This is a genomic window from Paenibacillus sp. VTT E-133280, from assembly GCF_002264385.1.
GTDB classification, from domain to species: domain Bacteria; phylum Bacillota; class Bacilli; order Paenibacillales; family Paenibacillaceae; genus Paenibacillus_AQ; species Paenibacillus_AQ nitricinens.
Genome location: NZ_NFUX01000034.1, coordinates 25,808 through 44,552, shown reverse-complemented (window position 1 = coordinate 44,552; position 18,745 = coordinate 25,808). Strand labels below are relative to the sequence as shown.

General features: G+C 44.3%; 16 protein-coding genes. 8 read left to right on the top strand and 8 right to left on the bottom strand.

The window, feature by feature from the left end; genetic code table 11:
- Positions 1 to 93: 93 nt before the first annotated feature.
- Both CA600_RS16005 and CA600_RS16000 read left to right on the top strand, forming a co-directional pair.
- Complete coding sequence (locus CA600_RS16005) at positions 94 to 1,149, top strand: LacI family DNA-binding transcriptional regulator (protein ID WP_094871353.1); 1,056 nt, start codon at positions 94 to 96, stop codon at positions 1,147 to 1,149.
- A 188-nt stretch (positions 1,150 to 1,337) separates the two neighbouring features.
- Positions 1,338 to 3,773 carry a GH36-type glycosyl hydrolase domain-containing protein gene (locus CA600_RS16000; RefSeq protein WP_094871352.1) on the top strand — a complete coding sequence of 812 codons (2,436 nt, stop codon included), beginning with the start codon at positions 1,338 to 1,340 and terminating at the stop codon, positions 3,771 to 3,773.
- A 101-nt stretch (positions 3,774 to 3,874) separates the two neighbouring features.
- On the opposite strand, the gene CA600_RS15995 is transcribed toward CA600_RS16000, so the two are convergent.
- Together CA600_RS15995 and CA600_RS15990 are read right to left on the bottom strand one after the other, a co-directional pair.
- Positions 3,875 to 4,183, bottom strand: coding sequence for a hypothetical protein (locus CA600_RS15995; RefSeq protein WP_094871350.1), 309 nt, complete (start codon positions 4,181 to 4,183; stop codon positions 3,875 to 3,877).
- A gap of 286 nt (positions 4,184 to 4,469) precedes the next feature.
- Positions 4,470 to 6,434, bottom strand: a complete 1,965-nt coding sequence (locus tag CA600_RS15990; RefSeq protein WP_094871348.1) for a glycoside hydrolase family 127 protein — start codon at positions 6,432 to 6,434, stop codon at positions 4,470 to 4,472.
- A gap of 133 nt (positions 6,435 to 6,567) precedes the next feature.
- On the opposite strand from CA600_RS15990, the gene CA600_RS15985 reads away from it, so the two are divergent.
- From CA600_RS15985 to CA600_RS15965, 5 genes are all read left to right on the top strand, one after another.
- Positions 6,568 to 7,434, top strand: a complete 867-nt coding sequence (locus CA600_RS15985) for a helix-turn-helix transcriptional regulator (RefSeq protein WP_094871347.1) — start codon at positions 6,568 to 6,570, stop codon at positions 7,432 to 7,434.
- Positions 7,435 to 7,803: 369 nt separating this feature from the next.
- Positions 7,804 to 8,412 carry a YitT family protein gene (locus tag CA600_RS15980; protein WP_094871412.1) on the top strand — a complete coding sequence of 203 codons (609 nt, stop codon included), beginning with the start codon at positions 7,804 to 7,806 and terminating at the stop codon, positions 8,410 to 8,412.
- A gap of 80 nt (positions 8,413 to 8,492) precedes the next feature.
- Positions 8,493 to 9,755, top strand: coding sequence for a DNA polymerase IV (locus tag CA600_RS15975; protein WP_094871345.1), 1,263 nt, complete (start codon positions 8,493 to 8,495; stop codon positions 9,753 to 9,755).
- A 127-nt stretch (positions 9,756 to 9,882) separates the two neighbouring features.
- Positions 9,883 to 10,647, top strand: a complete 765-nt coding sequence (locus CA600_RS15970) for a threonine/serine exporter family protein (RefSeq protein ID WP_042187254.1) — start codon at positions 9,883 to 9,885, stop codon at positions 10,645 to 10,647.
- 27 nt (positions 10,648 to 10,674) lie between these two features.
- Complete coding sequence (locus CA600_RS15965) at positions 10,675 to 11,100, top strand: threonine/serine exporter family protein (protein WP_094871344.1); 426 nt, start codon at positions 10,675 to 10,677, stop codon at positions 11,098 to 11,100.
- A gap of 89 nt (positions 11,101 to 11,189) precedes the next feature.
- Here the strand turns inward: CA600_RS15965 and CA600_RS15960 are convergent, their stop codons facing one another.
- The 4 genes from CA600_RS15960 to CA600_RS15945 all read right to left on the bottom strand — a co-directional run bounded on the left by CA600_RS15960 (position 11,190) and on the right by CA600_RS15945 (position 15,614).
- Positions 11,190 to 12,089 (bottom strand): DegV family protein, encoded by a 900-nt coding sequence (locus CA600_RS15960; protein WP_306440402.1) that lies wholly within the window; start codon positions 12,087 to 12,089, stop codon positions 11,190 to 11,192.
- A gap of 515 nt (positions 12,090 to 12,604) precedes the next feature.
- Positions 12,605 to 13,066, bottom strand: a complete 462-nt coding sequence (locus tag CA600_RS15955) for a DIP1984 family protein (RefSeq protein ID WP_094871342.1) — start codon at positions 13,064 to 13,066, stop codon at positions 12,605 to 12,607.
- Complete coding sequence (locus CA600_RS15950) at positions 13,063 to 13,593, bottom strand: GNAT family N-acetyltransferase (RefSeq protein WP_256989874.1); 531 nt, start codon at positions 13,591 to 13,593, stop codon at positions 13,063 to 13,065. Before CA600_RS15950 ends, CA600_RS15955 begins: the two co-directional genes overlap by 4 nt.
- A gap of 2 nt (positions 13,594 to 13,595) precedes the next feature.
- Positions 13,596 to 15,614 carry a Na+/H+ antiporter gene (locus CA600_RS15945; RefSeq protein WP_094871340.1) on the bottom strand — a complete coding sequence of 673 codons (2,019 nt, stop codon included), beginning with the start codon at positions 15,612 to 15,614 and terminating at the stop codon, positions 13,596 to 13,598.
- Positions 15,615 to 15,864: 250 nt separating this feature from the next.
- Here CA600_RS15945 and CA600_RS15940 point away from each other — a divergent pair, with 250 nt between their 5' ends.
- Positions 15,865 to 16,620: an MBL fold metallo-hydrolase gene (locus CA600_RS15940; protein WP_094871338.1), complete on the top strand. Its 756-nt coding sequence runs from the start codon at positions 15,865 to 15,867 to the stop codon at positions 16,618 to 16,620.
- A gap of 74 nt (positions 16,621 to 16,694) precedes the next feature.
- Here CA600_RS15940 and CA600_RS15935 read toward each other — a convergent pair whose 3' ends face one another.
- Positions 16,695 to 17,330 (bottom strand): NAD(P)-dependent oxidoreductase, encoded by a 636-nt coding sequence (locus CA600_RS15935; RefSeq protein ID WP_094871337.1) that lies wholly within the window; start codon positions 17,328 to 17,330, stop codon positions 16,695 to 16,697.
- Between the two features lie 230 nt (positions 17,331 to 17,560).
- A complete protein-coding gene (locus CA600_RS15930; RefSeq protein WP_094871335.1) occupies positions 17,561 to 18,436 on the bottom strand; it encodes a VOC family protein in 876 nt (291 codons plus the stop codon).
- Between the last annotated feature and the right edge of the window lie 309 nt (positions 18,437 to 18,745).

Sequence of the window (18,745 nt, the reverse complement as noted above, 5' to 3'; positions counted from 1 at the left end):
TCCTCACAAATTTCTTTTTATTTACGATTGATTTATACCATGCTTTCGCTTACAATAAACTCATAAACGCGCGTTTATGAAAAGAGGGGAAACATGCGCAGCGAAGACATAGCTAAGTTGGCCGGGGTTTCCCGAAGTACGGTATCCCGCGTGATCAACAATTATTCTAACGTCCCTGAAGAGACCCGGGCCAAAGTGCTGCGGGTGATTGAGCAACATCAGTACGAACCGAACAGCTTTGCAAGGGCTTTAGCCGGTAAGAAGACCGATACGATCGGACTCTTCGCCATCAGTATGAACGAGAAGGAGAATACTACCCGAATTTATCAAAACAATTACTTTGCTCCATTCGTTGATGCCGTAGTCGACACCTCGAATGCCCGCGGATGTTATGTACTGATTCATACGGTGTACTCTCCCGACGATTTCATCAAGGTAAAGCAAGCTTTTCTCCAAAAACGGATTGACGGCGGTATCATTGTCGGCACTCAAAAGGATATTAATATCGTCCGAGAAATGGTAGGGCTCGACTCTCCTCTCGTATTAATTGATTATGATATTTCTGAGATTATGTCGGAGCATCTGGACCGCAATCATCTGGCCATTGTGAACTCCAAAGATTACGAGGGCACCACAGAAGCAATTGAATATTTGATCTCTCTGGGTCATCAAGAGATTGGCATCATCTGTGGTCAAATGAATACGTACTCTGGACGAGAGCGTTATACGGCTTATGAAGATACACTGAAGAAACATGGCCTGCCTGTAAATGAGAGATTTATTCTGAAAGGTGATTTTCTGAAAGAGACTGCTTATGAAGAGGTCAAGAAGCTTCTTGCTTCTGGAGGATCTTTGCCAACGGCCTTCTTCTCCTCCAACGATGATATGGCTATATCAGCGATGGAAGCGTTCTCCGAGCACGGAATCATTATCCCTGAGGATATCTCCATTGCCGGATTTGATGACATTCAGCTAGCATCCCGTATCCAGCCTAAGCTGACCTCTGTACGCTTGCCGATCTATGAAATGTCTAAGGCTGCAGTTGAAAAAGTAATCGAGCTGTGTGATTCACAGCAACCTACGTTCAGCACGATCAGCTTTCCAGCTCGTTTAGTGGAGAGAGATTCCTGTCAACCGCCGAAGAAATAGCTTAGGATCAATTCTTCACTGAAGAAATCTACATATTTTTTCGTGAAGCTGCTATGATTCGGTATCGATGATTGAAGTTACTGTTTAATTATCCTGCTTGAAGCCAATGAAAAAAACTCCCTTCCCTCGAGGGAATTTTTTCTGAAACTTATAAACGCGCGTTCACAATCGAAAGGAGACTTTCTCACATGAAATTCGGTACCTTTGACGACACTCGTAAAGAGTATGTAATTAACACACCTAAAACCCCTTACCCTTGGATTAACTATCTTGGTAATGAGCAATTTTTCGGACTTATTTCTAATACAGCTGGTGGTTACACCTTTTATAGAGACGCTCGTCTCAGAAGATTGACCCGCTACCGTTACAACAATATCCCACTGGATACTGGCGGCCGCTACTACTATCTTTATGACGATGGTGATTTCTGGACCCCAGGCTGGATGCCCGTAAAACGCGATCTCGACTTCTACGAATGCCGTCACGGTCTTGGTTACACTTCCATTACTGGCGAACGGAACGGAATTTCTGTGAACCAGCTTGCTTTTGTACCTATGGGTCATAATGCTGAAGTTCATCGTCTTATCGTGAAGAACACTGGCTCCGCTAAAAAGTCCGTGAAACTGTTCTCTTTTGCCGAATTCTGTCTCTGGAATGCACAAGATGATATGACCAACTTCCAACGCAATCTCAGCACTGGTGAGGTTGAAGTGAAGGATTCCGTTATCTATCACAAAACAGAATATCGTGAGCGCAGAAATCACTATGCTTTTTACTCCGTAAATAAAGAAATCGCTGGTTTCGATACGGATCGTGAAGCTTTCGTAGGGATGTACAACGGTCTGGAAAGCCCGCAAGCTGTAGTTGCAGGTGAACCTACTAACTCCGTAGCTAGCGGCTGGTCCCCTATCGGATCACATGCACTGAACATTACGCTTGAACCAGGCGAAGAACAAAGCTTCATCTTTGTGCTCGGCTACATCGAGAACCCTGAAGAAGATAAATGGGAATCCCTGAACGTAATCAACAAAAAACCAGCAGAAGCTATGATCGCGCAATTTGCTACAGATGCTCAAGTAGACGCTGCACTCGCTGCACTTGCTGCTCACTGGGATAATCTGCTGTCTAAGTATCAAATCCAATGCGGCGACGAGAAACTGGATCGCATGGTTAACATCTGGAATCCATATCAATGTATGGTTACCTTCAACATGTCCCGTTCGGCTTCCTACTTTGAATCTGGTATTGGCCGTGGTATGGGCTTCCGCGACTCCAACCAAGACTTGCTCGGATTTGTGCACCAAATCCCTGAACGTGCTAAAGAACGTATTCTTGATATCGCAGCTACTCAATTTGAAGATGGCAGTGCCTATCACCAATACCAACCGCTCACTAAAAAAGGTAACAACGAAGTCGGCACCGGCTTTAACGATGATCCGCTTTGGTTGATCCTAGGAACGGCTGCTTACATTAAAGAAACTGGCGACACTTCGATTCTTGATGAGCAGGTTCCTTTTGACAGCGATCCGGATAACACCGCTACTCTGTTTGAGCACTTGAAACGTTCCTTTGAGCATGTAACTAACAATCTCGGACCTCACGGCTTGCCACTGATCGGGCGCGCAGACTGGAACGACTGTTTGAACCTCAACTGCTTCTCTACTGAGCCGGGTGAATCCTTCCAAACTACTGCCAACATCGAAGGCCGCGTTGCGGAATCCGTATTTATCGCAGGCTTGTTCGTCTTCGTTGGACCGGACTATACTGAAATCTGCCGGATGCGTGGACTTAACGATGTAGCTGTGGATGCTGAAGCTAAGATTGACAACATGCGTGAAATCACACTGACGCACGGCTTCGATGGCGATTGGTTCCTGCGCGCTTATGATCACTATGGCGACAAGATTGGTTCCAAAGAAAACGAAGAAGGTAAAATCTTCATCGAACCACAAGGTATCTGTGTTATGGCTGGTATCGGTGTGGAAGATGGCCAAGCCGAAAAAGCGCTGTCTTCTGTTCAAGAGCATTTGGATACTAAATACGGTATCGTATTGCAACAGCCACCCTATTCCAAGTACTATCTGAACCTCGGTGAAATTTCTACGTACCCTCCGGGCTACAAAGAAAATGCCGGTATATTCTGCCATAATAACCCTTGGATCATGATCGCTGAAACTGTCCTTGGACATGGCGACAGAGCGTTTGAAATTTACGCAAAAATTGCTCCTGCTTACCTGGAGGATATCAGCGAAATTCACCGCACAGAGCCTTATGTCTACTCCCAAATGATCGCAGGGAAAGATGCCGTTCGTCACGGGGAAGCTAAAAACTCCTGGTTGACTGGTACTGCGGCTTGGAACTATGTAGCGATCACTCAATCGATCCTTGGTATTCAAGCCGATTTCAATGGTCTGAAGATCGATCCTTGTATTCCTACAGAGTGGGACAGCTTTGAAATCACACGTGTCTTCCGTGGAGATACTTACGTGATTCAAATCCAGAACCCGAACCATGTCTCCAAAGGTGTAGCTAGTCTTACCCTGGATGGCGTAGCTGTAGAAGGTAACATCATCGCTCCTGTTGGAGATGGCGCTGTTCACCAAGTAGTTGTACAACTGGGTTAATGCTTTTATTTAAAAAATCCGCTCAACCGTTCGTTTGAACGATTAAGCGGATCTAAACTAAACACTAGATGACTCCTGAGCTCTTCAGGGGTCATCTTTTTTTACCCTTCAACAACATCTGCTCTTAACTCACTCGCAACCTCAAGCATTCTCGGGATTACAGCTTCATTGCTGCCAGACACGTAAATATCCCCTTGATAATGTCTAAATGGGATTGTAGCATCACCAAAGCTCCACATAAAGAAATCTCCTTCAATGGTCATCGTAGTGGCGCCTGCTACTGTAAAAACGGATGTATAGGTGAAATCAGGTTTGGACGCGAAATACTGCTTGCACTCTTCTAAAGATATCGTTTGTGCCGAATCTCCATCATTCTGCATAGCTCTCGTAATTCGATAACGTTTGCTCATTGTGATGCCTCCAATATGTTCTGTAAAATAATCAACTACCTTGTCCCGATCAAATATAGCATACAATAAAGCTTACAATAAAGCGTAAATTCCAGCTATCCGAAACCATCCGATATGGCGAAAAAACCTGCAAAAGTACATTATTCTAGGATGAACATGCGCAGAGGGCGTAACGTGTCTACCTACCTCTTCATCAAAAAAAGGGACAGGCTGTAAAATACGGCCGCCCCGATCAGTGAATACTGTTAAACAGTAACCAGTCTCGCTATCTTTGCCTACCTATCTCTTACAGATTATCTTCCGGAATCCATACCTTCATTTCGCCACTGCCACGATTTCCCCATAAGTAATATGGAATAGCCTTAACCTTAACAGGTTGAAGGGGTGCTTTCTTTCTGCTGTAAAGTCCACCACTCCAGCCCTCTTGATCTACACGTAGTCCATCTGCCTCGACAACAACAGTACCACCAAGCAAAGTGTCATCAAAAACCGCAGTGAGTTTACTGTCTTCTATTAAAGAAATAGAGCTTAAAGGCTCACCATTATCGATACTTTCAAGGCAATACACAAGCGGTCCGCGTTGAATCGTTACTTTTTGTGCATCTGCACGCAAATTGGGATGAGCGTAAATGCGATGTGCCTCCATTGGGTCATTCACTTCGATTATGTCTCCTGCTCTCCACATTCTCCGAATAACGAGGTATCCCTGCTCCATGTTCTCAGCAGTATTCAGCGCTTCCCCATTGACTCTGATCTCCATTCCCAGACTCCACGATGGAATCCGCAAAGCAATCCCGAACTCCGCATCTACTTCAGGATTAATCTTCATTGACACTGTGCCTTCCCATGGATAGTTGCTCTCTTGATGAATCGTAACATCCGTTCCACTCAGCTTAGTGTTTAGCTCACTTCCAATATACAAATTCGTATAAAGTGTATCGCCATGAACCGTGTAAATATATTGATTGAGCGAAGTCAGTAGACGTGCCACATTCGGAGGGCAGCAGGCGCAGCCAAACCAGCCTTGACGCTCAGACTTCACATGATGTTTCTCGGGGTTGCAACTGCATGCCTGAGGCCACACTTCCAGTGGGTTCACATAAAAATAGTGCTTGCCATCCTGTGCCATCGAGCCCAGCACATTGTTGTAAAGCGCCCGCTCCATGACATCGGCATAACGTGCATCCGGTGACATTCTCAGCATACGCTGTGCAAAAAAGATCAGCCCAATAGAAGCACAAGTCTCTGCGTACACCGAATCGTTTGGCAGATCATAATCAAAGGTGAACGCCTCACCTCTATGTGTAGAGCCGATCCCGCCTGTAATGTACATTTGCTTGTTCGTAATGTTATTCCACAGTCTCTCGCATGCTTCACGGAGTGATTCATCTCCCGTAATAGCGGCAAGATCAGCCATAGCAGTATACATATAAACCGCACGTACAGCATGGCCTACAGCCACCTCCTGCTCTCTTACTGGAAGATGACTCTGGTAATATTTCAAATCAAGAACTTCCTTCCGACCTGTGAAAAAATTGATGCCACCCAAATTATCCCATTGTTCCTTTAAGAAATTGGGTTGTTGACCCCGCTCATTAATAAAAAAGCTGCTGAGCTTCAAATATCGTTCCTCACCTGTCAATTGATACAGCTTAACGAGCGCGAGTTCAATCTCCTGATGGCCATCATATCCCCGCAATTTGCCTTCTTCTGGTCCAAATATAGAATCGATATGATCGACCATCCGGCACATGATGTCGAGCAGTTTTCTTTTGCCAGTAGCTTCATAGTAAGAAACGGCAGCCTCAATGAAATGTCCAGCACAGTACAGCTCATGACAATCGTTCAGATTGGTCCAGCGTTTACCCGGTTCTTTTATCGTAAAATAAGTATTTAAGTATCCATCTTCCTGCTGGGCCTCGCCAATGAGGTCAATCACTTCATCCGCTTGACACTCTAGCTCAGGATCACGTGTGATGCTTAAGGAATAACCAACAGCCTCCAGCCACTTAGCCACATCACTATCTTGAAATACCCAGCCGTAAAACTCGCCTGTCTTCCGGCCAGCAGCAATCTCAAAATTAGCAATGGCATGACTGGGTTCAGCTCCTGGTGCTCTATCATGCAATGCTTCATATTGATAGGGGATAACAACGTCCTGGACCAGCCTAACGTATCTGCCCCAGAATTCATCTTGAATGGTAACAGTTTGATCTTTTACAACTTCTTGATCTTGTATATTTTTGTTCATCATCATCTTCCCCTCAGCCTTATTTCATACTCGCTAATTGTAATTATAGGGGGTAGAATAGATTAAAAATACAATCAGAAGCAACCCCTTTTTTGTACTATTTCACACTTTAGAAAGGAGGGATAATTACAAAATGGACCCTTCATGTATACATTTCGCTGCGCCGCCATTTCCTTATTTTCTAGAATGCAATCGCACGGTTTATCAACCAGGAGATCAGCATCCTAGTAGAAGCCATATTGGGGTATTTGATCTACTTATTGTAGAACAAGGCTGTCTATTTATCGGTGAAGAACATAATCAATGGGAGGTTTCCGCGGGACATACTCTACTTCTGCTACCTGATCGCTATCATTATTCCGTTAAGGCATGCGAAGAGACCACTTCATTCATATGGATTCATTTTCATACCCTCGCAGTTTGGTCCATTTCTGAGGGTGATCCCGTGTATATTAACCGTGAGACACATTTTCGGCAGTTTCTTACTCATCCGTATACCATTCGAGTGTCACAGTTCGGCCCCCTCCCTGACCCTTTTGAACGGAGCGGACAAGCCGAGATGCTATTACAGCTGTCTACGGGTCGGCGTTCCAGCGCAGTTTGGCAGCAGCAACGGATATTTGAAGAAATGCTGCGGATGATGGATCTAGCACAGCATGATACATCAGAAAGTCATGCGGTGGAAATCGCAGAGCAGACAGAGACTTATATCCGTAATCATTATACGGAGCCTCTCTCCAATGCCTCACTCGCGGACGCACTGCATTTTCACTATAACTACCTTACCCGCTGCATGAAACGAGTATATGAGCTGACTCCAATGGAATATTTGACGGATTACCGCTTGGAGCAAGCCAAGCTATTGCTTCTTAAGACAGAGCTCTCTATAGCCGGAATCGCAGAACGTACCGGCTTCGAGAGCGCCGCCTACTTCTCGCGTCGATTTGCTCAGCAGATTGGAATTTCTCCGCTTCGCTTCCGTAAGCGTTACTCCCGTTAAAAACACAGCCGCATGTCTCAAATTATTGGAAATGTGCGGCTTGTGTTTCATGAGATGCGTTTGCTAATGTGATTGGACAACACTCCGCTTGCTCACGCTTACCTATAACTCAATGTAGATCACTTTGCTCGATCCTCCGAATGTATAAGTAGCTTGATTAAAATGAAATTAACTACGGTGGTCCGATGAGTTGGCTAAGCGTAAACGGACAATCGCTACGTAAGGAAGGATGTTGTTGTTTGTTTGTTTGGTTTGTTTGGTTTGTTTGGTTTGATGGTTTGGAAGCCGGATTCATAATCAGGTTTTTTTGTTCAACTGCAATTTTTTGGAAGTGACAAGCATATTTATAGACATGCCTTTAATGTGGAGATGTTAAATATGCGGCCATTAAGATACCTTATCATTCTTTTAGGAAGCTTACTCGTTGCTGCGGGAACTAATTTTTTTCTCGTACCATATAAAATCCTGGATGGGGGAATAATAGGGATAGCCCTCATTATTAATTATTTATCCGACGCTAAAATTGGCGTAGCTATAATTCTCTGCAGCTTCCCTATCTTTCTGCTCGCTTGGTTAAAGGAACGCGATATCTTTTACAACAGTGTACTCGGCCTATTGATTTCATCCTTTCTGATCGAGCTTCTCGGTCCTTTCCAATATCACTTTCTGTATTATTTTGAGTTTGGTTCCATTTCTAGCGCCATTATTGGCGGTTTTTTGATGGGAACGGGACTTGGGATTATGCTGCGGTTTAAAGCAAGTACGGGTGGCACCGATCTGCTCGCACAATTTATAAAAAGGTATGTCCCGCTAAATCTTGGACTCATCATTTTTTTGACGGACTTCATTATTATCGGGGCTGGAGGTATTCTGATTTCCAAGGAAACCTTCTTCCACTCCATCCTCACGATTATCTCTGGGGGTGTGGCTACAGGTCTGTGCACCCTTGAAACTAAAAATAAATGGAAGAAAATATGAATATACACGATCATATGTTCGTATTATAATAATGAGATAAAATATAAGGTACCTCTACCTCACCTGGAGCGTGTGAACCTATGAATAAAGAGCGTGTCGTTATGCTATCTGATTGTCAAAGCTTCTATGCCTCCGTAGAAAAAGCCTCTAATCCGCTGTACAGCAATAAGCCGCTGATCGTTGCTGGAGACCCAGCTAGACGGAGCGGTATTGTGCTGGCTGCCTGCCCTATAGCCAAATCCTATGGCATTACTACCGCCGAGACGTTGAAGGAAGCGCTGGCAAAATGCCCCGAAGTCATCGTGGTCAGACCACATATGCAGCAATATATCGATGTCTCCTCTCAAATCACAGATATTCTACGTAAGTTTAGCGACCAGGTAGAGCCCTATTCTATCGATGAACAGTTTATTGATGTCAGCGGTAGCCTCAGCTTATTTGGCAGTCCAAGGGAAATCGCTGCCGCCATTCAGGATCTAATTCGTAGAAACACAGGTGTGCGTGCGCGCATCGGCATAGGATATTCCAAGGTTACCGCCAAAATGGCTTGCGACCTGTGGGCCAAGAAGAACGCGGATGGTATATTCACCCTCGCTCACGAGGAGCTTCCGAATATGCTCTGGCCCCTCCCTATTAGCGAGCTGTTCATGGTTGGTCGCCGTATGTCCGCCCACTTCCAGAGTATGGGTATTTCAACAATTGGCCATTTAGCGCAGATGCCGCTAAGCGAGCTAAAATGGCGCATGCGGGAGAAATTCCACAAAAAATGCGATATCGACGCCGAGCTATATTGGCGGATAGCCAATGGCATCGATGACAGCCCCGTGAGCCCAAGCACCTATGAAGTCGCACCCAAAAGTGTCGGGCACCAAATGACGCTTCCACGGGATTACAATAAGCTGCAAGATATTAAGACCATCATTCTTGAGCTATCTGAGCTTGTATGTAGACGTTGCCGCAAATTGTTAATGCATGGTGCAGTCGTGTCTATCGGCTGCCAAGGTGCCAGCTTTGATGACCCAACAGGCTTCTCAAGACAGACTACAATGAGCGATCCTACAAATGCCACCCTGCTGGTAAATGAGGCAGCTCTTTCTCTCTTCAAACTCCACTGGGACGGTCAGCCTGTGCGTAGAATCCACTTAAGCCTGTCCAGTCTATCTGACGAAAGCCAGTACCAGCTAACCCTATTTGAGTCTCGCCCTCGCTATCGAGAACTCGAACGTGCGACCGATGCCCTCAAGAATAAATACGGGGAGACGATCATTGGGCGAGCAGCTTCTTTTACAGATGCCGGGCAGCTTAAGGACAGATCTGGAAAGATTGGCGGACACTATAAATAAAAACTATATTAAAATACACACCATATCGTTTATAATGCTATATTGGGGTTGTTATTTTCACGTAGATGAAGCGACAATCGAAATATGTAAACATAGATAATCACATTCCTGAGGAGGACCGGAGAAGTTGGATAGCACGAGCAACACTAACACTACGTATTATGAAATCGTTGATCTCTGTCTTCTTGCTGGCAAGATCATGCTGCAGAATGGTGCAGAAACATCCAGAGTGGAAGATACGATGACACGAATGGCAGGATCTCTCGGGTTCCCAGGAGCACATAGCTATGTGACGCCAACCGTTATTATGTTCACCACAAATAGAATAGAACCTGTTAAGTTATACAGAATTGCGGAGCGGACAACAGATCTGCAGAAGGTATCGGAGGTCAATGACATTTCTCGGCGTCTAAGCGAACGTCAGATTACAGCTGAGGAAGCTCGTGCAAAATTAGGAGAAGTCGATGAAGCCTCACCTGTCTATCCCGTATGGCTGCAGATCTTAGCAGCCGCTCTTACTGGTGCTTGCTTCACCGTTATGTTTAAAGGCAGTTTGTGGGATGCTCTCCCCGCCTTGCCGATTTCCGGACTAGGCTTCGCTGCGGTCATCTATTTGCATCGTTTAGTGCAGACTAAATTCTTTGCAGAGTTTTCTGCTTCCTTCCTGATCGGACTTCTAGCCTTCTGTTCTGTAAAGCTGGGGATAGGTCAAGAGATGGACAAAATCATTATCGGCTCCGTTATGCCTCTAGTACCCGGGCTACTCATTACCAATGCCGTTCGTGATCTGATGGCCGGCCATCTGGTCTCAGGCATATCTAAGGGAGCCGATGCCTTTCTAACTGCATTTGCGATCGGTACAGGTATCGGGCTTGTACTATCACTATTTTAATATCCATGTGAAAGAGGTTAGCCCTTCATGATTTTGCAACTTATAACCAGTTTTATCGCCGCGGCAACCTTCTGTATTCTATTTAATGCGCCTAAGCGCTCACTACTACAGTGTGGTTTTGCCGGAATGGTGGGCTGGATGGTGTATGTGCTTCTTAATGTAGATTTCGGGCCTGTCGTAGCTACGTTTGCAGCTAGTGTAATAGTGGGCATCGTCAGCCAATTTTTCGCGCGATCCTTCAAAATGCCGGTTATTATTTTTAGTGTAGGTGGTATTATCCCGCTTGTTCCGGGTGGTCTCGCTTACGATGCTATGCGTAAATTTGTGGAAGAGGACTATACCCTGGCTGTAGAAATCGCTGTTCGGGCATTAATGCTCTCTGGAGCCATTGCAGCTGGACTCGTACTAAGTGATGTAATTGGACAAATGTTCCGTCGTCGTGCAATCAAATAACAGCATACTTCTTCAAAAAAAAGAAATCGCCTGTTGGTACAATGGTGGTCACCCATCCATCTCCCAAGGAGCGATTTCTTTGTTCATCTCTATGCAAATACTGCTTCAGGGAAGGCTAAAGGCGCACTCGGATGAATACTATTGATGCTAGTGTTCTTGATCCAGGACAGCCCTACAGTACCCTCACCCGCATGAACAGCCACAGCAGGAATATAGGTCATAATCTCAGTTCGTAAGTCAGGTGCCATTGCTTTTATGTCCTCTTCTAGCTTGAGTGCCATCTCTAAATTATTAGAATGCATGATACATACATCACTAACAAGCCCTACATCCTGTTTAAATATCTCCAAAAGCGCCTGTTGCGTCTTCTTCATTGTACGGATTTTCTCCACAACAACGACCTTTCCTTCGTCAAAACGAAGCAGCAAGTTTATGCGCAGCAATTGGCTAAGTACAAATTGTGTTCCAGAAACACGTCCACTGCGATGAAGCTGTGTCAAGCTTGCAGGAATTAAGTAAAAGGACATATTCTCAATAATATTTTCAATCTTCGCTTTAATTTCTAATCCAGTAAAGCCCTTCTTCTGCCAATGTATACCGCGCATGATCATTTCCCGGATCGGATAAGCGCCAACCTTGGCATCAATTCCAATCACATTGGCCTCCGCTATTTCGGCGCCTTGCATCGAAGCATTATAGGTGCCGCTAAGCTCTGACGATAGATGTACAGCGATAATTTCATCGTATTCTTCCTTCAGCCGTTCATATAGCTCAATAAACTCACCTATTGGAGGCTGTGAGCTGCCTACCTTTTCATGCTGGCGCATTTTCTCATAGAAGTCATCAATCGTAATATCTATATTTTCTTTATAACATTCGTTGTTGATAATAATCCGTAACGGAATAATATATACATGATTATTCTTAGCGAACTCCGGATCTATGATACTTGTACTGTCGGTTACCCAGGCAATTGATTTCATGGTCATTTGTCACTTCTCTCTCTCATAAAAAGGAATAGTAGAATGAATGAGGAGACAAGGGCCAAAAATTTCAGACCATTGAATCACACGCTCACCCTGAATAATCAACTTAAGAATTGAACAGCGGTTAAGGACTCCGCGTATTCGTAAATTATACAGGATAACAAGTGTGAATATAGGCAAAACAGGCCGTTCATGCAAATTTTAATTCATTTAATTCAACATTATTCGACATTTTTTCACATTATATATGACGAATATACCTATCCTAATAGCGCCACTTCATGTTATGAAAAAGCTAAACCACAGCAAAAATATCCCCGTCCCCACCCTCACCGTTCTTCCATAAATCAACGCGCGGTAGTTACATTAATAGGTACACTTTACATTTGTAACAGTACGGGGCTAAATTATAATTTGGTCAGATATGGCCCGGCATCTGTCGATGGTCCAACTTTCCCTGTTGGCGGGCTGCGTTCACCTTTATGAAGATTAGTTACCTTCTGCTGTGGTAAATCTTTTTACGGTGTTGTCAAGGATACCGTCCAGTTCTTCTCCTGAATCTTAAAATCCAACTCGCGGTAAGCTTTGGACAGCTCATCCATCTGCTTCTGAATTTGAGCGACATCCACCGTTCTCTGAAAACGAACCTCCGTGCGGCTGTAACGATCCTGAGTAATAGAAGCCTGTTCGAGCAAATCGCTAAACAGCTTCCGTAGCTGTAACATTTTGTCCCGTTCCGCTAGCGCATCGGCGATACTCCAAATCTCATTGAAGGCTACGGATGAATTCGTTCGATTGATCGCTCGGATCAGAATTGTCTGTTCATTCACAGCTCTTTCTAACTCCTGCAAAAGAACTTCAGGTTGTTCAGCCGGCTCCTCACCCTCTTGAACTTTAACGACTCGCTCCAGCCGCTGCTTTAGCTGCGCGATTTTACGGGTTAGATCACTTCGATTCACTAACGCTTCCGCAAGTTTCATATCTGGATTCCCCCTAAAATTTTTTGATAGCTGGCGATATCCAGCCTCCGGCCAAATTTAGAGCCAATCTCCTTAAAGTAAGCACATTGTTCATATCCATTTTTCAGAAAAAGTTGGCAACTGCGCTCATTCTCTGAGCATACAGTAGCCACTAACACATGAAAATCCATCTCGACAGCCTTTTTTTCAATAAAGCGTAAGGCATGCCCTCCTATTCTTTTACCCACACAAGCTGGTTTCAAATACACACTGATCTCCCCAGAGCTATCATAAGCCGGTTTACTCTTATGTCTAGCAATCAGCACATAACCCTGAATGATATTATCCCAGGATAATATCACGTACGATTTGAATCGCGGATCATCATTCATTACGGATTGACGCATTTCGTCCAAACTTAAGGGCTCCGTGTGAAACGATACCGTGGTGTTCAGCACATAGTAGTTATAAATATCAAGGACATCCGCCAAATGCTCTTCCCGAATTTCAGTGAATAACAAGCTTTCTCCCACTACTTTGTTCAGCACAGCTAATCCTCCCAAATCGATGTCTCTAAATGATCTACGAACTTGCGTAATTTACCGGCTAGCTTGCGGTTAATGGTTCCATCCTGATACATCTGCTGCACCTTATCCCGCTGCTCTTGAATGGCTTTTAGCTTCATTTCAAGCTTTTGATCATCAACCAGACCATCCTTTGTCCAGCCTTTCCCTTGCTCAAGACGAGAAATTAGCTGCTCATAACTGCTGGCAACCTTCTCGGCCGCACTTCGGTTGTTCTCGTTCTTACTGACATCAATAGCAGCTATAGCAGCATGGGCCATGGCAATTTTCGCTTCTTTAGCACACTCAGTCCGTTCCAGCATTTGTTGGCTAGCTTCCCCTTCATTCTGTCCTGAGAACATTCCCGCAAACAGCCGTCTAATCTCGGTAATCGATATTCTAATTTGTGAATTTAGACTTCTGGCTAAAAAGACCTCACTATGATCCAAGAATTCTCCCAGCTTCTGAGCCACTGAGGCGGGAATCTCATTGTTCTCCAGCAATCGGTTCAGTTCTTTACGTTCAGCTTGCAGACCTACAATCCTCGCTTCAACACCCAGTCGGCGGAAGTCCTCAAGTACTGGATCATTCGCTTGGTCCTCACGGTTTAGACTATAAACCTTTTCTCTAAATTCACTCAAAGCCGGTTGTGCGGATTCCTTACTTTCTTCTGTCATCATACTTTGCAGCATGGTTAAACCGGCAGCAATAACTTTAGACTTGGCCGCCTGCTCGGCTCCTGTCTCACCTGATTCGGCAACTGGCTCTTCTTTACCTGCTAGGATTGGCAAAAAGATACTTGCGATCAGAAGCGACATTAGAATAACACCTGCGGCGATAAAGATGATTAAGTCACGCTCAGGAAATGGCGATCCATCCCCAAGAAAAAAGGGAATCGAGAATGCACCTGCTAAGGTAACCGCTCCACGTACTCCTGAAATCGTGAGGATTACTAGTGACTTAACAGACGATTCCTCCATTTTTCGCATACGAGATCCTACTAAAGAGAACACGTACACCCATACAAACCGTAGTACAAACAGCAGCACAGTAATGGCTAATACATAACCTACAACTATAAGATTATCCACGGCCGTATCACGGTAGATCACTTCAATAACGTCTGGAATAGATAATCCAAGAATAAGGAAGACCAGACCATTCAATATATAGAGCAGAACAGACCATGTACTAGCAGATACCAGTTGTAGCTTATACTGCGGAGATACGGCACGGTCCTTCTCAACCGCATGAATAATCCCTCCTGCAACCACTGCCAAAATGCCAGATACCCCTATCTCTTCACTGATCAAATAAATAATAAAAGGAGTTAGGATTTGCAGCAGCACATGCACTGTGATATCCTCCATCCCCAATCTGCGAATAATTACGCTTAGCCGAATCAGAAGAAAAGCCAATAATGCCCCAACGATCAACCCGCCTACAGCTATAACTACAAAGCTAATGGAGGCTTTTGGTAAAGAAAACAAACCCGTAACTGCTGCAGCAATGGCAAAGTTAAAGGCAACAAGTCCGGAGGCATCATTCATTAATGATTCGCCCTCTAGAATGCGATGAATACTCTTAGGAAGATGCACCCTTCCAGCGATTGCGCTGACCGCGACCGCATCTGTAGGTGATAAGATCGCTGCCAGCGCAAATGCAGCTGCTAGCGGTATCGTTGGAATCATCCAGTTTATCGAATATCCAGCAATAAGCACCGTAGCAAAAACCAATCCCAGCGCTAGCATTAAGATCGGACCCCGTAAGTTCCATAATTCATTTCTTGGTGTCCGTTTCCCATCATTGAACAAAAGCGGAGCAATGAATAATACGAAAAACAGCTCTGGTTCCAAGGTCATATGTATTCCCAAAGGCATTAACACAACCATTACTCCCAGACCAATTTGAATTAACGGTATTGGCACAAAGGGAATGAATCGGTTTATGATGTTCGATATTGCGATAAGCCCCAGTAGGACGAGTACAACTAGAAATGTCTCCAAACCACATCAGCTCCCATTTTTTATTTGATTATTATACCGTAAAGCTTTGGGCAAGGGAAAAATTTAGAAATAGAAGTTCTCATAATAATGTCCCCTAGAAATTACACAAAAAATACATCAGATGAATATTGACAAAAATATTTATTTATGTTATAATTATAAATTACACTATTGAAATTATATTTTATTTTAAGTATTATATGCATTAGCCTAACGGCATCGCTCTTATCATCAATCACGGAGGGATCTTATGCATATTGCTAGTGGAATAGAAATGTTAGAGATTACAGCACAGGTTATGGGCGGGAGTGACACGATTTACCCCACACTGCTCTGGGATCACAATTCTACTGTACTCGTAGACACTGGATTTCCGGGCCTGCTCCCAAAATTCAAAGAAGCTCTAAAAAAAAATCATGTATCTTGGGAACAACTACGCACCGTAATCATCACACATCAAGATCTAGATCACATCGGGAGCTTACCTGATCTACTGTCAGAAGAATGTCTTGAACTGACAGTTCTGGCTCACGAAATCGAGAAGCCTTATATTGAAGGAGAGCGAATGCTCCTTAAACACACCCCTGAAGCTTTAGCTGCGGCAGAAGCCATGATCCCCCCTCATGTACCAGAAGAATGGCGCCGCGCATTCCTATCCGTGTTATCTCATCCCCCTAAAGGAAAAGTAGATCGAACCATAGTAGACGGGGAAATACTACCTCTTGCCGGTGGAATTGCGATTATCCATACACCAGGACATAGCCCTGGACATCTGAGTCTATACCATCATGATAGCCGTACGCTAATTGCAGCGGATGCTCTTACCGTACAAGGCGGTGAGCTGCACGGCCCAACGCCTTCGGCAACACCTGACATGAAGCAAGCTTTATCCTCTCTGACGAAGTTCGCCGAGTATGAAATTGAAACGGTCATTTGCTATCATGGCGGAATTTATCGCGGAAACGCAAACAAACGGATTGCTGAAATTGCGGAAGCAAGAGAATAAACTGATACAAGAAAGCAGAGCCCTGATCTGGCTCTGCTTTCTTTTTATACATAGTCCCTACTCGTGATACTCACTTATGATTCCGAAACCACTGTAAACCGTTCACGAATATGCTGCGGCTGTTCAATTTCATCTACAATAGCAATCGCATAATCTTCATAGCTGACATAGCTCTCACCCTTGGAATTCACAAGCAGATGATCTTTGCCTTTCACATAAGAACCCGTTCTAGTCCCAATTGCAAAATTAGCGGATGGACTAACGAAAGTCCAAGACAGCGAATCTGTACCTTGCAGGATTTCCAGGTTCTTCCCTTGATTCATAGCCGTTGGCTTGATAAAGTCAGGGAAATCAGGAGTATCTACCACTTTAAGCGTCTTAGCCTCATCTACATATAGACTTCCCGCACCTCCAACTACAATTAATCTTATATTAGGGGCATCCTTTAATGCTTCAATAAGCACATTTCCGGCATCCACATGCAGATGCTCTTGTCCGAACGGTGCTCCAAAAGCATTCACAACAACATCAAAACCCTTCAAATCTTCAGCGGTAAGTGCAAATACATCCTTTTCGATGACCTTTGCCTTACGAGTTGCAACTTTCGATGCATCCCGTACAAAGGCTGTAACTTCATGGCCTCTATCTAACGCTTCCTGAGTGATTCGACTTCCGGCTTTACCACTTGCTCCAACAACTGCGATCTTCATAAGCTTGTCCTCCTGTATATGTTTACGATTTTTTTACTGTAGTATTTATATTAAGGAGCTCCTGAACGATGCTTCGGTCGATATCCAGATCTAACTTTCTCCCCAGTTCGTACATTATTCTTAAACGCACTATTCAAAATGATCGTATGGAAGAAGATTTCATCTCCACATAATGTGTTCTCATAGGCCCTTTTGAATGATTCCAACAACCCTTATCCATTGGTGATTAGTTATTTGGTATGACTTTTCACTATAAGTCTGATTCCAATATTCCACGGATCTTTGAATGTAGGGATTCCATTCTCTTCTACAACGGTGTAACCCGCCTGCTTAACACGCTCCACTACAGACGTACGCTCCGCTTCATTCGGAAGAAGTAAGGTGAAATAATCAATTCCTACTGCATCTGCAGGTGCCACAGGTGCGCCTTGCCCCGCCCATATATTCAATCCAATGTGGTGGTGATACCCACCTGCAGAGATAAACATTGCCGCACTTCCATAATTAGCCACTAGATCAAAACCAAGCAAACCAACGTAGAACTCCTTCGCCTTAGTTAAATTACCCACATGAAAGTGTACATGTCCGATCACCGTTCCAGCTGGAAGCCCGTTCCATTTCAACCCTTCAGAAGCCGCCAACAAACCATCTACATCCACTGGGTCCGTTGTCATCATTACATGCCCTTCCGCATCATACTTCCATGTATCCCTAGGACGATCTCGATAAATTTCGATTCCGTTGTTATCCGGGTCCTGAATATACAGCGCTTCACTCACCAAATGATCTCCCTGGCCCACTTCAATTCCCAAAGCGATCAAATTGCGCACAACGAGTCCCAAGCTAGGACGATCCGGAACAAGAATAGCAAAATGATACAGTCCAGCTACGGAGTTTGGACGAAGCACCCTTGCATTCTCAATCTCCCGCAGAATCAATAACACATTCTGACCATCAGCAGTCATTTCCACCTCACGGCCAGATTGCCGCAGAACACTTAACCCCACTACGTTCTGATAAAAGGTGAGCGAACGCTCTAAATTACTTACTCTAATTTGCACCAGACCAATCTCTACGTCCGGATGAAGTGTTGTTTTAGTTGTCATTATGTTTCCTCCCACTATTCCTGTAACTTAATCAGTTACAAATTAACTATCTTTAGTATAGTTACCTTCTATATGTTTGTCAATTACCAACAAAAAAATCATGCTGACTGATTCACAGCCAAACATGATTCATAAGAACACTTCATCCATTTACTAATAATCATCTGTTATATTCAAACAAATTATTCTTTTGCCGATTACACCCTCTCTGAATTTATATTGAATTCTTCGAACATGCTTCTTCTCCATCACAAAAATAACATCCGCCCAGCCCACATGCCCCTCAGAAAGTTTGATTCTGCATGATCC